Raw genomic sequence first — 14,338 nt, forward strand, 5'->3', positions numbered from 1 at the left:
TTCTGCGTTCTAGCCAGTCAAGACACCGTATTTATTTTAGATTCATCAGTTCTCCTGCTGTTTTATTTTTCAAATAATGATAGGTTTCGAGCTGTGACCGCCTTTTTATTTGATCACCTTCCACATAATGGTTGCTCAATTTTTTATCCAGAATCCTAGCTTTTACATTATCGCTCAACTGAAGGTCGAGCAAATCTTTAATTTCTTTTTTAAGGTTTTTTTGGGTGATTTTTGCGGCCGCTTCAATGCGGTAGTCTAGATTTCGCGTCATCCAATCGGCAGAAGAAATGTAGGTGTCCTCATTGCCTTTGTTATAAAAATACATGACTCTCGCATGTTCCAGATATTCATCAACAATACTGATCGCTGTGATTTTCTGTTTAAATTCTTTCTGATTAACAGCACAGTAAATGCCGCGTACAATCATTTTCACAAGAACTCCTGCGTTTGCAGCTTCGTATATTTTCTCGATTAATTCGCGGTCGCTCAGTGAATTTGTTTTGATAATCATGAGCGCTTTTCTTCCTGCATGAGCTTCTTCAATCTCTTTATCGATGTGTTGAATGATTTTTTCGCGCATAAATTGTGGACATACCAATAATTTTTTGCAGCCTTTCAATCCATGAATGATATCCTCTTTTGGTTTTTTCAGAACATTGAAAATCTTATTGATATCTGCCATAATTACACGGTCCGAAGTCATTAGCAGATGATCGCCATAAATTTTTGCGGTTTTTTCATTGAAATTTCCGGTACTTACGAAACCGTATTGCATTGTTTTATTGTTAACGCGCTTTTTGATGACACAAAGTTTTGCATGAACTTTTTTGTTCGGAATTCCCATCAAAACCTTTACTCCTTCTTGTTCTAGAATTTCTTTCCAGCCCAGATTGCTTTCTTCATCAAACCTTGCACGCAGTTCTAACATTACGGTTACTTCTTTTCCATTTCGTGCGGCATTAATCAACGCGTTGATTATTTTCGAGTTGCTCGCCAATCGATACGCGGTAACTTGAATCGATTTTACATCAGGATCCATTGCAGATTCCCGCAGCAAATCGATGACCGGAGTGTAATGGTGATAAGGAAAAGTTAGAAGGATATCGGTTTTTTGAATCACATCGGTGACTCTTTTTCCTACCAATTCGGGGTGATCGAAAGAGGTTCTTTCCACAGGTTTTTTATACGCTTTAAAAACGTCGGGAAAATCCATAAAATGGCGAAAATTATGAATTTTTCCACCTGGAATAATGCTGTCTTTTTTGGTTAAATGTAATTTTCTGATCAGGAATTCGATTAACGCTTTATCCATCGCTTTATCAAATACAAAACGGGTAGGTTTCCCTTTGCGGCGCGATTTGATGCCTTTCTCAATTTTTTGTGCAAGCGTTGTTTTGATATCATTGTCTAAATCGAATTCTGCGTCTTTGGTCACTTTAAAACAATGCGCTTCGAAATCATCGTAGCCGAAATACGAAAAAATGTGGGGCAAATTATAGGTGATGACATCTTCTAAAAGGATGACGTTTTTGCTTTCGTCCTCGGAAGGTAGTAATACAAAACGACCCAGAACTCGCGACGGAATTTCGATGATGGCATATTTGCATTCGTACTGAAATTGCTTTGTTCGCATTGCAATCCCTAAATAAAGCGACTTATCTCGGAGATAAGGCATCGGAGAATTCTCATTGAGCAAAATCGGAATCACATTGCTTTCTACCATCTCATCAAAATATTTTACCACAAATTCTTTCTGCGCATTGGTAAGGTCTTTCGAATTTTTGATGAAAACATTTTGATCAGCCATTTCTACCAGAATTTTTTTCCAGGTTTTATCGAAATCTTGCTGTTGTTTGATGACCACGTCGGTGATCTTTTGCAAAATTTTTGTCGGTGGTTGGTAAAAAGATTCGGAGATGTATTTTTCTTTAAAATCCATTGCACGTTTTAATCCCGCAACACGTACGCGAAAAAATTCATCTAAATTATTAGAAAAAATTCCCAGAAACCGAATGCGCAGATGAAGAGGAACTTCTACATCCATCGCCTCTTGCAAAACTCTTTCGTTAAAAGCGAGCCAGGTAATATCTCTTGGGTTAAATAAATTCGACATTTTAATAGAATTAGATTTTTCCCAAAAATAGGGAATTTTCCGCATTAGTTTGTGATCACAATCATAGGTGGAACAATAATTAATTGTTAAATTTGAATCAAATAAAATTATGTTTTCTAAAGAAATTTTGTTGCAAAATAAAATTCCGCTCCTCCATTTTAAGAAAAAGGACACGCTTTTTCGGGAAGATCAGAAAGCGGTTAATTTGTACTATTTGCTAGAAGGGGAGATTAAAATTTACAATACCGATTCTGAAGGTAAAGAGTTTTTGATCAGTACCGTATTAAATAATATGTTTTTGGGTGAACCTCCTTTTCTGTTGGGCGAAAGATATCCTGCAAATGCAATCATTACAAGCGATACAGCCAAAGTTTTCTGCTTTAATGAGGAGCAATTTCAGACCTTTATGCTTGATAACCCAACCTTACTTTTTAGTTTCACGAAAGAAATTGCGCGCAAAGCGTATGAAAAAACCATGAAGCTGAAATCCATTGTTCATTTAAATCCAAATGAAAGAATTCTTCAGTTTTTAAAAATTTATAAGAGAAATTTAGGATTGGATTCTGACGAAAAAATAATCATTGATGTTACCCGCAAAGAAATGGCTAATTCAACCGGGTTGGCTATAGAAACGGTAATTCGCGCAGTGAAAAAGATGGAAAGAGAAGAAAAGCTGCAATTGATCAATCATAAAATTTACTACTAATGCAAAGAAGTTTCTGGTTAAAATTTTCTGTTTTTAATTTTTTAATTGTCGCACTTTTAGGCGTAACCATGCGGTATAAAATTTTATACTCGATGCCGTTTTTGGATCAGAAACATTTGCAGGAAGCGCATTCGCATTTTGCTTTCTATGGCTGGATCACGAATGTGATTTATGTTTTGATTCTTAATTATATGCACAAAATAAATGCACAAATTGACCTCAAAAAATATGAGAAATTAATAGTTGTTAATCTCATTGCTTCGTTTACGATGCTCGGAGCTTTTCTTTATGGAGGTTATTTTTGGGCTTCGATTGCAGGATCGACGGTCGCATTGCTCTGTAGTTTTGTGTTCTTCTTTTTCTTTGTTCGGGATGCAAAAAAAATTCAAGATTCCTCGAAATTATGGTTTTTGGCAGGTTTGTTTTTTGCGGTTATTTCCTCGGTTGGTGTTTTCAATTTAGGATATATGATGATGTTTAAAACGGCAACGCAAGATCTTTATCTCGCCTCAGAATATTATTATCTGCATTTTCAATACAATGGTTTCTTCATTTTTTCCTGTATAGGTTTCCTTCTGTTTTCCATGAAGCAAGCCGGTTCTGGAATTTCCGAAAAGCAAAACAAGCTAATTTTCTGGCTCCTGTTTATAGGTTGTGTCATTGGTTATGGCCTTTCTGTTTTATGGATGAAAATGCCGGTTTCTATTTTTGCAGTGATTGTCGTGGCCACGATTATGCAAACGATTGGTGCGGTATTGTTGTTTGTTTTTATCAAGAAAAACTGGACCAACTTGGTGTTGAAATGGTCTGCAATGCACCGATTTGTCTTGCTGTATGCAGGTTTTGCTTTTGCGGTGAAAATTGCGCTTCAGTTGGGTTCTACGATTCCGGCGCTGAACCAGTTTGCTTTTGGTTTTAGAAATGTGGTCATCGCGTATTTACATTTGGTATTGTTGATGTGTATTGCGACATTTTTAGTCAATCAAATTTTAGCGACGCATTATTTTACCATTACGAATAAACTTTTGATGGGATTCAAATTACTCTTACTAGGAATCTTCTTGAATGAGCTGATTCTTGGATTAATGGGTGTTTTCTCTATCAAATATATTTCTATTCCATTTGCAAATGAGATGCTTTTGGGTGTTTCTGTACTGATGTTTGCTTCGATATTTTGGATCTTCCTTCATTTAAAAAGCTTTAAAAAATCTTAATTGAAAGCATTTAAGTTGATCGTTTTTTGTCTTGACAGAAGAATCGTAATTTATATTTAGCTACAAGAAAACGGCTTCCAAAATAATAGTGAAAGCCGTTCAAACAAACATTAAATTCAAAAACTCTGATTTTTATTTTCCTGGGAGCAGTACTTCATCGATTGCATACACAATACCGTTTGATGCGGGTACTGTTGCAACAATTTTTGCTTTTCCATTGATGACGGGTTTTCCATCAACAATTGTAATTGTTATATTTTTTCCGTTGACCATTCCGAGAGATTGTCCATCCGTCATTTGGTCTTCTTTGATAACGCCAACATAAGTATGATAACCCAAAACATCCGACAGATCATTTGCTTTATCTGGTTTTAACAATCCTTCGACAGTTCCTTTTGGCAGTTTATCAAACGCTGAGTTTAATGGTGCAAACACGGTGAAAGGACCGGCGTTGCTCAGTGAAGTTGCTAATCCTGCTGCTTGAACGGCGGTAACCAAAGTGGATAAATCTGGATTTTTCGCAGCCAATTGTACAACATTAGGATTCGATTCATCATCTTGCACTCCTTCCTGACCATGATCTACTGCTTCTGTAGCAGTTGCGGGATCTGCAGCGGTTACGGTTTCGCTTTTTTTGCAGGAAACAAGGGATAATCCGATGATTCCCAAAACTAGAATTGACTTTTTCATTTTGCTTTAATTTTATATAAATGTACGGCAGAACAAAGAATAAATGTATGATTGCAATCATATCAAAAGGAAGCGGTCAAGTGATTTTTATCAGTTGAAGAACAGCGAGTTAACCAAGTTTTTGGATTGTTTTTTCCTTTTTTGAAGGTGATGCGTTTAATAGAATCAGTAGGTTTAAAGATCTTTTTTATTGAATTTAATTAAAGAAAGTACAAATGGGATTGTTGCCCAAATAAAAAGTACGATCATCGAAATTCCCATTCCGCCACCGGAACCGAAAACTTTTTGAAAAACGGCACCAGAATATCCCAACATTGCAGAAATATTCAGTTGCAGCAAGACGAAAATTCGAGATAAACCAACAGGATTTAAACCCGCTAAAGTAGCCATGATTCCTTCAATAGGATAGTCTGAAAATTGGAACATCAAAACCAAAAGAATTCCATCGTAAATCACACTGAAAAAGAGCCAGATAAAAATTGAAATCCCAATTCCTTTGGCGCGGTCACGACTCAAAATCGCCGAAAGCATTGCAAAAGAAGTGAAAATAACAGAAAGCAAAGTTCCGATTATTAAAAGGGAAAAACCCGTTTCTATAGAAGCGTAAAGTAAGATTGGAATACCGCAACCAATTAGAAATGCGAAAACCAAAGCTGTGGAAAGTCCCAGAAATATATTGAACCAAACTTTCACTCGTGGAACAGGTTGGCTCAAAAGCAATTCGATAAACTGACTGCTGTTGTACACATAAATCGTGGAAAATATAATGCTTACCAACGGAACAACCAATAAAACAACATTGAGCAAACTCAAAGTTGCTTTCGTGTAATTGCCTTCTAAACCAAGAACAGACCAGGAAATAATGAAAAGCAAAAGCGTGTAAAAGATAACAATTTTGTTTTTTAAAATATCGAAAAGGATAAAGCGTGCTATTTTGTTCATGATTTCAGTTTTTGACAATCCTTTAAAGAAAGTCTGTTCAAAATGGATTTTTTATTGAGCGTTGTTTTTCATCTCCTTGAGAATACTTACAATCGATTCCGAAATTTTTTCAGATTTTCTTTCTGTCATTAAATCTGTTACGGATTGTTGAACGATAACTTTCCCTTCATTGATGAATACAATTTCGCTCACCATATCGTCGAGTTCACTCAATAGGTGAGAAGTAATGATGATGAGTTTGCCTTTGTTTTTTTCTTTGATGATCTTTTCCTTTAAAATCTCGGAAGATAGAGGATCGAGTCCTGCAGTAGGTTCATCGAGAATGATAATTTTCGGATCGAACATAAAAGCCAGTACTGCACTCACTTTTTGGGTAGTTCCACCGGAAAGATTGCCCATTTTCTTCTCAAACATTTTTTCGAGCTCGAAAGATTCCAGGAGTTCTGTGTCTAGATGGGTTTCCGAAATTTTCCGGGTATCTTTGATCATTTTGATGGTTTGTCCGATCGTCATGTTTTCAGGATACCGCCCAATTTGAGGCATATAACCAATTTCTCGGCGGTAGAGATAATCGTCTTTTACACTTTTGCCATCCACTAAAATATCGCCTGTTTCAATGACATTTAGTCCTAAAATGCATTTGATTAAGGTGGTTTTTCCACAACCATTGGGACCGATTAAGGCAATCGACTTCCCATCGGTAAAGGATAAATTTAAATTTTCTAAAGCCGTAAAGCGATCAAATTTTTTCGTTAAGTTTTGTACTTCTATCATAGCATTTAAGAGATGAAAAATAGGATAAAGCCGAGTGTACGGTTTTAAATTGTTCCATCTTCAGCTTTTTTTAGATGGTTATTTTCTTCATTAATGGTTCTTGGTCTATAAAATTCTCCGGCGTTAAACTCGGGATAATTTTCTCCGTTTTATCGAGAAGATCTACGAAGAACGTGCGGAACAAAAGCATTACCGACGGATTGCTTTCTACCAGAACTGCGTATAAACTCAAGGGGTGAAAAGGAACGTCGCCAATTTTATTTTTGTCGAGGTCGTATCCTTCATATTTGTCCCAGTAATTTTTTCGAAAGTCGTTCATATTCATTGTTCCACTGGTTCCTACATCGAAAACGTTGTTGATGAAATTATTATGAATCACCTTATTTTCCATACAATTGGAACTGATTTTCATTCCCCAACCATTGTTTTCAAAGTCGTTGCTGAAGAGATCAATTTTTGTTGCTCCATCCAGATAAATTGCAGTCGTGTTGTTGTGAAAACGGTTGTGTTTGATCTTGCTGAAACTAATGTCTTTTAAGAGCAATCCATAATTTGCATCGCCCCAATTGTTGATGAAATTATTGCCGACCATTCCGATGTTATTGCTGTACATTACGGCAACTCCTGCATTATTGTTATCAAACGTATTGTTCACATATACGTTTTCATCTGCGAACATGAAATGCAGTCCATATCTCAGATTTTTTACAGAATAGTTGTGGTAGATGTACGATTTGATGACTTTTTCCAGATAAATTCCATCTTTGTGGCCTTCAATATAATTATTTTTAATCCAAAGCTCCTCGCTTACCCACGCATGAATTCCGTCACCGCTTCCTTCTTGGGAACTTGCACGGTGAGAAATTATTCTGTTGTTTTGAATGAGACAGCGGAATCCTCGTTGAACATAAATGCCGAAATAATTATTTTCGAAAATATTATTTTCAATGGTAGAAAATTGACTGTCGTACAAGCGAACTGCTCCAATATTGGCAATTTCATCTTCCCCGGAATTGATGATTTTGAACCCTTTCATCAAAATATGATTGGCTCGGAAAGAGATGATTTCGTATTTCATTTCACCATCTAAAATCGGTAATCCGATGCCGATTAATGACAATGATTTGGTGATATTGATGTTGCCTTCTTTGTAAATACCACGGTAAACCAAAATACTGTCGCCACTTTTTGCGGCGGAAACCGCTTGTTTGATCGTGGTAAATTGTTCGTTTTTGCCAACTTTTAAAACAGTTGAAAAAACAAAAATGGGAAAAACTAAAAGCAATAATTTGAACATGCAGTATTTAATTAATTAATGTAGCTCCCAAAGTTGCTGCAGCTTTCTGCGCTTCTTCCTTGTTTGCAAATGCTTCCGTATTTCCGCCCATCGGGGATTTTATGCTTCCTCCTTTGATGAGGATTGCTTTTGGTAATTCTAAAAATTTACCAGTTGAAGCTTCGATCACATATTTTTTTGCATTCTTTACTTTGTCGGTTTCGGAGCCTTCATACATGGTCATGCAACTGATATCATCGAATTTGTAAACGCGGCCTTTTTCTGTAATCAGTTCGGTGGCATATTTTAAGTCGGTGATTGTCATTTTGCAATTATCGCATTGGTCTTTTTCCAGCAGAAAATCTTTAGGTCCGCTGTTGGAACACGATAATAAGGCTAAAAATGGAAGTCCTAATAAGATGTTTTTTGGGAATTTCATAGGATTGAAAGTTGAGAAGTGAATAATTTTTTGTTGGTGAACTTAAACCGTTTTTGGCTTGCGAAACTCTATAAATGCTAAGATAGCCAAAATAAATGCAACACCTATCATAATTCCGCCACCAATATTGGGATAAGAATAGGCACCAAAATTAAGCAATTGTTTAAAACCAATGAGTGGAGGTTGATAAGACATTCCTGGAACAACAATCGCTGCATGAGGATCAAGATGGTGACCGTAATTGTATTCCCACATATAAAAATCGACCATAAATGCGACTCCAAAAATGAGAAATAAAATAGTAGTCATGTAAAGCGCTATTTTTCTGTTTAAGAAGGCGGTTATAAAGCATAAAACCGCAAAAAATCCTAAAGCATAAGGTAGAATTTTGAACTCCCAGAAATCTTCTTCATGAATGGTTTTCATGCCGATGTAGTGATTCAGTCCATTAATTATTTCATAATCTCCTGTGATTTTATTGGACCATAAAAACATTGATAATCCTTCTGGATATTGAGGAGCTTGAAGATAGATCGACCACATTGGAACAAAAATAGAAATCACAAGACTAATACCGAGAATTGCAAGAACGATTCTAGACCATTTGTTTAACGTTTTTGAGTTCATTTTTTTAAATTTTAAAGTGCTTAATTGAGATGAGTTCTGCAGTAGATTTCGCTACTTATATTAATTTATAAGGTAATGATTGTTACTAATAGCTCATCATCATCAAAAAGAAAAAGGGCAGTTTAATCTGCCCTTTTGTAATAATTTCTATTTGGTTACGCCTTGTTTTACAGGGCTTTGAGCATTATCTTTTTTATTATTCAAAGAATAGGTGAGTGGAGTACTGCTTCCAGCGGGCGAAACTCTCACGTATCCTTGCATCTCTTGGTGCAATGCACTACAGAAGTCCGTGCAATACATCGGATACATTCCGGCTTTTTTCGGAACCCATTTCAAAGTACAGGTTTCTCCAGGCATGATCAGAAGTTCAGCATTCTCGTTGCCTTTAATGGCGAAACCGTGAGGAACATCCCAATCCTGTTCAAGATTGGTGACGTGGAAATATACTTCGTCTCCAACTTTTATACCTTCAATATTATCTGGAGCAAAGTGAGATCGGATGGATGTCATATAAACGTGGATTTTATTTCCTTCTCGTACAACTTTGCTTTCCGCTTCCCCTTTGGTTACATAAGCATGTTTGTTGTCATCAATTTTGAAGAATTTCACTTGGTTTTTAGAAATCAATGCAGCAGGTAAAGCTTGAGCATAATGCGGTTCACCAAAGGTTGGGAAATCGAGGAGGAGTTTCATTTTATCTCCAGTAATGTCGAAGAGTTGTGCAGATTGCGCCAATTCCGGACCAGTTGGAAGGTATCGGTCTTTTGTGATTTTATTATAGGCAACTACATATTTACCAAAAGGTTTTTTAGAATCTCCACCAGGAATCATAAGGTGACCAGTAGAGTAATACGTAGGAACTCTATCGATTACTTTTAAATCTTTAATATTCCATCTTACTAATTCTGATGATACAAACATGGAGGTAATTGCATTTCCTTGGCCATCAAATTCGGTATGAAGTGGACCTAAACCAGGTTTTTGAACTTCGCCATAAAGTGCTGCTTCATATTTAATCACTTTTACGCCATCATATTCGCCGCTAAATGCTTTGTCAGCAATTGCTTTCTGAATTTTAGTAAAACTAAAAACAGGAATTAGTGCGGCCAATTTACCAGATCCTACGATATATTCACCAGTTGGATCAACGTCGCATCCGTGTGGAGATTTAGGACAAGGAATGAAATACATGGCGTCTTTCATATCTTCAACAGACAGAACCAAAACTTCTTTTTTTACGGTAGAAGTTGCGGAGTGTGTACTTTCGTTCCATTTGTTATGCACATATTCGGTTGCTACTTTTCTGCCTTTTCCGGATTTTGCTAATTCTGCAGCTTTTTTCCAGTTGACGGCCATGATGAAATCTTTGTCGTTTTGCGATGCATTCACTTCCAGTAAAGTGTTGGCTTTTTCTGAATTATAGCAAGAGAAGAAGAACCAGTCTCCAGATTTTCCTTTTCCAGCGTGTGAAAGGTCAAAGTTAATTCCCGGTGCTTCGATTTGGAATGAAATATCCATGTCTCCACTCTCTTTATTAACGCCGATGAAAGAAATTACGCCTTTGAAGTTTTCTTTAAAAGTATTAATAGGAACGTCACCGTTTTTATCATCCGTTGGTACGGCAAATCGGGTTCCGGCAACTACAAACTCGGTATTTTCAGTTAAGAAAGGAGAAGAGTGATTTCCGGCAGAATTGGGTAACTCTATAATTTCTGCGGTTTTAAATGTTTTCAAATCTAATCTTGCAACACGCGGCGTATTGTTGGCATTCGCAAATAACCATCTTCCGTCTACTTCTCCATTGGTTTGCGAGAGAGCAAGGTGATGTTGATCATCCCAAGGAATAAAACCATGAGAAGTTTGCAACATTGGTTTAGTCTCTTCGCTAAAGCCATAACCGTTTTCTGGATTTACCGCAAATACAGGAAGTACTTTGAGTAATCTTCCGCTTGGTAATCCGTATACATTTACTTGTCCGTTAAAACCTCCGCTGACAAAATTGTAAAATTCATCATATTTTCCGGGAGCAACGTACACTTTTTCTGCGGCATCACCACTTACTGCGGTTTCAGTGCCTTTTGGTTTACAACCAGTTAGCGCGCTTAAGGCAATAACCGTTGAGAGTCCGAATAGTTTTAGACTTTTCATATTGATATTTGATTAAATTTTTTTTTGCTAGAGAATATTACTTTGCTCCGTCGATTTCTCGCATGTATTCGAGAATTTCTCGTGCTTCAGTATCATTCAAACTTTGATTGGGCATTCTAACCAAACAGAGTTCTAGTTGTTTTTGTAATTCAGGATCTACATCAATCATTGGATCAGGATTTGAAATAAAGTTCATGATCCATTCAGGAGTTTGTTTTTGGGTAACTCCTTTCCATCCTGGACCAACCAATTTTTCTTCTGTTGGTTTGTGGCAAGATGTACATTTAACTTCGGCAACCTTTTTACCAGATGCAGCCATTGCAGCATCGAATTTACTGACATCTATTTTTTCATGTTTTCCTAGACCTCTTTTGGGATCATATTTATTGGCATCTGGAGAACTTTCTGCTGCAACTGCAGGAGTTTCAGAGGCTGTTCCTGTAGTTGATGAACTTGGGATTGAGTCTGTTTTCTTGTCGCCTCCGCATGAGAATAATGCAAGAGTTAGCACGGTAAGTGCAATTGTTTTTAAGGTATTCATAACTTATATATTTATTACTCAAATGTACCTACTATTGCTTGTATTCAAGTATGATCTGAGTCATACGGTTTATATGATATTTATCGCGACTTTTGCTATAGAAATTTTCTAGTTTTGTAATAAACAAAATAAAATAAAATGAAAAAATACTTAATGATTTGCGCAATGATCGCCGCTGTTTCTTGTTCCGAAAAAGTGCCGGTGAATAAAGAAAGCAATGTGATGTTACCTGAACCCACCATTAAAGTAGTAGATTCGGCATCAGCAGGAAAACATGAAGGTTTAGCGCTGATTGAAGGTGCAGACTGCTTAACTTGTCACAAAATGGATACGAAATTAGTAGGTCCCTCTTATCAGGACGTTGCAGGTAAATATACCGAAGCAGATGTTGATCTACTAGCAACCAAAATTATTGAGGGTGGAAAAGGAGTTTGGGGAGAAATTCCGATGACACCACATGCGGGAATGAGTCCTGAAAATGCAAAAAAAATGGTAGAATATATACTTACCCTGAAAAAATAATTGAATTCTAATTGTTTTTAAAAGTCATCTTCTATTTTTAAGATGGCTTTTTTTTGATGTTTTATGAAGTGAATTTAATAAAATGTCAGTTTCAATTGCTGAAAAATAGTTTACCTCTTCAATTTTGTAGCCGATTAATGCAGTAATGTTCCTTCCTACGCACTTGTTTGTGAAGATTTCTGTCAATTTGTCATAATTCTTAACTTGGTATATTTTTAGAGAAAGAGATATCAAACAAGTTTAAAATTTAAAAATATACATACTATGAGTAAAATAATTGGAATCGATTTAGGAACAACAAACTCATGCGTTGCCGTAATGGAAGGTAAAGATCCTGTTGTAATCCCAAATTCAGAAGGTAAAAGAACAACTCCTTCAATCGTTGCATTCACCGAAGATGGTGAAAGAAAAGTAGGTGATCCTGCAAAAAGACAAGCAGTTACGAATCCTACGAAAACTGTTTATTCAATCAAAAGATTTATTGGTACCCATTTTAAAGATGATGCGAAAGAAATTTCGAGAGTTCCTTATAAAGTAGTGAGTGGTCCAAATGATACCATCAAAGTAAAAATTGATGACAGAGAATATACCCCACAAGAAATTTCTGCAATGATTCTTCAGAAAATGAAGAAAACTGCAGAAGATTATTTGGGACAAGAAGTAACAAGAGCGGTTATCACTGTTCCAGCTTACTTTAATGACGCTCAAAGACAAGCTACTAAAGAAGCGGGTGAAATCGCTGGTTTAACGGTAGAAAGAATCATCAATGAGCCTACTGCAGCAGCTTTGGCTTATGGAATGGATAAAGCACACAAAGACCAAAAAATTGCAGTTTACGATTTAGGTGGTGGAACATTCGACGTTTCAATCCTTGATTTAGGAGATGGAGTTTTCGAAGTTTTATCAACCAATGGAGATACGCATTTAGGAGGTGATGATTTTGATGATGTCATCATTAATTGGATGGCAGATGAATTTAAAGCAGAAGAAGGAGTAGATTTAAAATCAGATCCTATCGCTTTGCAAAGATTGAAAGAAGCAGCAGAAAAAGCAAAAATTGAATTGTCTTCTGCACCTCAAACAGAAATCAACTTGCCGTATATTACTGCAACAGCAACAGGTCCAAAACACTTGGTGAAAACATTGACCAAAGCGAAATTCGAACAATTGTCAGCTGATTTGGTAAGACGTTCCATGGAGCCTTGTAAAAAAGCGCTTTCTGATGCAGGTCTTTCTATTTCAGATATCGATGAGGTAATTTTGGTTGGTGGTTCTACAAGAATCCCAATCATCCAGGAAGAAGTAGAAAAATTCTTCGGTAAAAAACCTTCGAAAGGAGTTAATCCAGATGAGGTTGTTGCGATTGGAGCAGCGATTCAAGGTGGAGTTTTAACAGGTGATGTAAAAGACGTTCTTTTATTAGATGTTACACCACTTTCTTTAGGAATTGAAACAATGGGTTCAGTTTTCACTAAATTAATTGAATCGAATACGACGATCCCAACTAAAAAATCTGAAGTATTCTCTACAGCGTCTGATAATCAGCCTGCAGTAAGCATCAGAGTAGGACAAGGTGAAAGACCAATGTTCAACGATAACAAAGAAATCGGTAGATTCGACCTTACAGATATTCCACCGGCTCAAAGAGGAGTTCCACAAATTGAAGTAACTTTCGATATTGATGCCAACGGAATCTTGAGTGTTTCTGCAAAAGATAAAGGAACCGGAAAAGAACAATCCATCAAAATTCAGGCAAGTTCAGGACTTTCAGATGATGAAATCCAAAGAATGAAACGTGAAGCTGAAGAAAACGCTTCTTCTGATGCGAAAAGAAAAGAAGAAGTAGAAATTTTCAACAAAGCAGACGGATTGATTTTCCAAACTGAAAAGCAACTGAAAGAATTTGGTGATAAATTATCTGCAGACAAAAAAGCTGCAATCGAAACTGCTCATGCAGAATTGAAAACCGCTTTCGAAGCAAAAGATATGGACAGCGTAAAAACCAAAACCGAAGCACTAGATGCAGCTTGGATGGCGGCTTCAGAAGAAATGTACGCACAAGGACAAGGTGCTGAAGCAGGCGCTCAACAAACTCAAGGTCAAGCAAACGGAGCAGAAGATGTTCAGGATGCTGATTTTGAAGAAGTCAAGTAAGTAGCAATTATCATCGATTAATATCGATTGAAATAAATTAGTAAATCGCTGTAAACGTAATGTTTATGGCGATTTTTTTTATTTTTACATTTTTCAATAATAGTTGATTTTAATCGATTTTTGTTGTAATTTTGTATCTTACTTGTACCGCGTCTTAATAGCAGACAATCTGCTTCTTATTATGTCTTATTT

General features: G+C 36.5%; 13 protein-coding genes. 4 read left to right on the forward strand and 9 right to left on the reverse strand.

All coding sequences use genetic code 11. The annotated features are described in order from the left end of the window. Nucleotides 1-31: 31 nt before the first annotated feature. The gene (gene ppk1, locus BW932_RS03385; RefSeq protein WP_076385484.1) at nucleotides 32-2,113 is read right to left on the reverse strand and encodes a polyphosphate kinase 1; all 2,082 of its coding nucleotides are present in this window, start codon (nucleotides 2,111-2,113) and stop codon (nucleotides 32-34) included. A gap of 109 nt (nucleotides 2,114-2,222) precedes the next feature. Here ppk1 and BW932_RS03390 point away from each other — a divergent pair, with 109 nt between their 5' ends. Both BW932_RS03390 and BW932_RS14310 read left to right on the forward strand, forming a co-directional pair. Continuing rightward, nucleotides 2,223-2,819, forward strand: a complete 597-nt coding sequence (locus tag BW932_RS03390; RefSeq protein WP_076385351.1) for a Crp/Fnr family transcriptional regulator — start codon at nucleotides 2,223-2,225, stop codon at nucleotides 2,817-2,819. Continuing rightward, complete coding sequence (locus tag BW932_RS14310) at nucleotides 2,819-4,033, forward strand: hypothetical protein (protein WP_076385353.1); 1,215 nt, start codon at nucleotides 2,819-2,821, stop codon at nucleotides 4,031-4,033. Before BW932_RS03390 ends, BW932_RS14310 begins: the two co-directional genes overlap by 1 nt. 132 nt (nucleotides 4,034-4,165) lie before the next feature. Here BW932_RS14310 and BW932_RS03400 read toward each other — a convergent pair whose 3' ends face one another. From BW932_RS03400 to BW932_RS03435, 8 genes are all read right to left on the reverse strand, one after another. Next, complete coding sequence (locus tag BW932_RS03400; protein WP_076385355.1) at nucleotides 4,166-4,723, reverse strand: fasciclin domain-containing protein; 558 nt, start codon at nucleotides 4,721-4,723, stop codon at nucleotides 4,166-4,168. A gap of 174 nt (nucleotides 4,724-4,897) precedes the next feature. Continuing rightward, on the reverse strand, nucleotides 4,898-5,665 hold the full coding sequence (locus BW932_RS03405; RefSeq protein ID WP_076385486.1) for an ABC transporter permease subunit: 768 nt from the start codon (nucleotides 5,663-5,665) through the stop codon (nucleotides 4,898-4,900). A gap of 51 nt (nucleotides 5,666-5,716) precedes the next feature. Then, a complete protein-coding gene (locus BW932_RS03410) occupies nucleotides 5,717-6,439 on the reverse strand; it encodes an ABC transporter ATP-binding protein (RefSeq protein ID WP_076385357.1) in 723 nt (240 codons plus the stop codon). Between the two features lie 70 nt (nucleotides 6,440-6,509). Beyond that, complete coding sequence (locus tag BW932_RS03415; protein ID WP_076385359.1) at nucleotides 6,510-7,736, reverse strand: nitrous oxide reductase family maturation protein NosD; 1,227 nt, start codon at nucleotides 7,734-7,736, stop codon at nucleotides 6,510-6,512. 7 nt (nucleotides 7,737-7,743) lie between these two features. Next, on the reverse strand, nucleotides 7,744-8,154 hold the full coding sequence (locus BW932_RS03420; protein ID WP_076385361.1) for a nitrous oxide reductase accessory protein NosL: 411 nt from the start codon (nucleotides 8,152-8,154) through the stop codon (nucleotides 7,744-7,746). Nucleotides 8,155-8,196: 42 nt separating this feature from the next. Continuing rightward, nucleotides 8,197-8,781 carry a hypothetical protein gene (locus BW932_RS03425; RefSeq protein WP_076385363.1) on the reverse strand — a complete coding sequence of 195 codons (585 nt, stop codon included), beginning with the start codon at nucleotides 8,779-8,781 and terminating at the stop codon, nucleotides 8,197-8,199. 147 nt (nucleotides 8,782-8,928) lie between these two features. Then, nucleotides 8,929-10,929, reverse strand: coding sequence for a Sec-dependent nitrous-oxide reductase (gene nosZ / locus BW932_RS03430; protein WP_076385365.1), 2,001 nt, complete (start codon nucleotides 10,927-10,929; stop codon nucleotides 8,929-8,931). Nucleotides 10,930-10,966: 37 nt separating this feature from the next. Then, nucleotides 10,967-11,470, reverse strand: coding sequence for a c-type cytochrome (locus BW932_RS03435; RefSeq protein ID WP_076385367.1), 504 nt, complete (start codon nucleotides 11,468-11,470; stop codon nucleotides 10,967-10,969). A gap of 138 nt (nucleotides 11,471-11,608) precedes the next feature. On the opposite strand from BW932_RS03435, the gene BW932_RS03440 reads away from it, so the two are divergent. Together BW932_RS03440 and dnaK are read left to right on the forward strand one after the other, a co-directional pair. Further along, on the forward strand, nucleotides 11,609-11,992 hold the full coding sequence (locus tag BW932_RS03440) for a c-type cytochrome (protein ID WP_076385369.1): 384 nt from the start codon (nucleotides 11,609-11,611) through the stop codon (nucleotides 11,990-11,992). A gap of 264 nt (nucleotides 11,993-12,256) precedes the next feature. Beyond that, nucleotides 12,257-14,146 carry a molecular chaperone DnaK gene (gene dnaK, locus BW932_RS03445; RefSeq protein ID WP_076385371.1) on the forward strand — a complete coding sequence of 630 codons (1,890 nt, stop codon included), beginning with the start codon at nucleotides 12,257-12,259 and terminating at the stop codon, nucleotides 14,144-14,146. The last annotated feature ends 192 nt before the right edge of the window (nucleotides 14,147-14,338 follow it).

Source organism: Kaistella chaponensis (genome assembly GCF_900156725.1).
Classification (GTDB): Bacteria; Bacteroidota; Bacteroidia; order Flavobacteriales; family Weeksellaceae; genus Kaistella; species Kaistella chaponensis.

Excerpts from the sequence above, each read along its gene's own strand:
- dnaK (WP_076385371.1), top strand. The coding sequence starts at position 12,257 with ATGAGTAAAATAATTGGAATCGATTTAGGAACAACAAACTCATGCGTT.
- BW932_RS03420 (WP_076385361.1), bottom strand. The coding sequence starts at position 8,154 with ATGAAATTCCCAAAAAACATCTTATTAGGACTTCCATTTTTAGCCTTA.
- ppk1 (WP_076385484.1), bottom strand. The coding sequence starts at position 2,113 with ATGTCGAATTTATTTAACCCAAGAGATATTACCTGGCTCGCTTTTAAC.
- BW932_RS03405 (WP_076385486.1), bottom strand. The coding sequence starts at position 5,665 with ATGAACAAAATAGCACGCTTTATCCTTTTCGATATTTTAAAAAACAAA.
- BW932_RS03435 (WP_076385367.1), bottom strand. The coding sequence starts at position 11,470 with ATGAATACCTTAAAAACAATTGCACTTACCGTGCTAACTCTTGCATTA.
- nosZ (WP_076385365.1), bottom strand. The coding sequence starts at position 10,929 with ATGAAAAGTCTAAAACTATTCGGACTCTCAACGGTTATTGCCTTAAGC.
- BW932_RS03415 (WP_076385359.1), bottom strand. The coding sequence starts at position 7,736 with ATGTTCAAATTATTGCTTTTAGTTTTTCCCATTTTTGTTTTTTCAACT.
- BW932_RS14310 (WP_076385353.1), top strand. The coding sequence starts at position 2,819 with ATGCAAAGAAGTTTCTGGTTAAAATTTTCTGTTTTTAATTTTTTAATT.
- BW932_RS03400 (WP_076385355.1), bottom strand. The coding sequence starts at position 4,723 with ATGAAAAAGTCAATTCTAGTTTTGGGAATCATCGGATTATCCCTTGTT.
- BW932_RS03390 (WP_076385351.1), top strand. The coding sequence starts at position 2,223 with ATGTTTTCTAAAGAAATTTTGTTGCAAAATAAAATTCCGCTCCTCCAT.
- BW932_RS03410 (WP_076385357.1), bottom strand. The coding sequence starts at position 6,439 with ATGATAGAAGTACAAAACTTAACGAAAAAATTTGATCGCTTTACGGCT.
- BW932_RS03425 (WP_076385363.1), bottom strand. The coding sequence starts at position 8,781 with ATGAACTCAAAAACGTTAAACAAATGGTCTAGAATCGTTCTTGCAATT.
- BW932_RS03440 (WP_076385369.1), top strand. The coding sequence starts at position 11,609 with ATGAAAAAATACTTAATGATTTGCGCAATGATCGCCGCTGTTTCTTGT.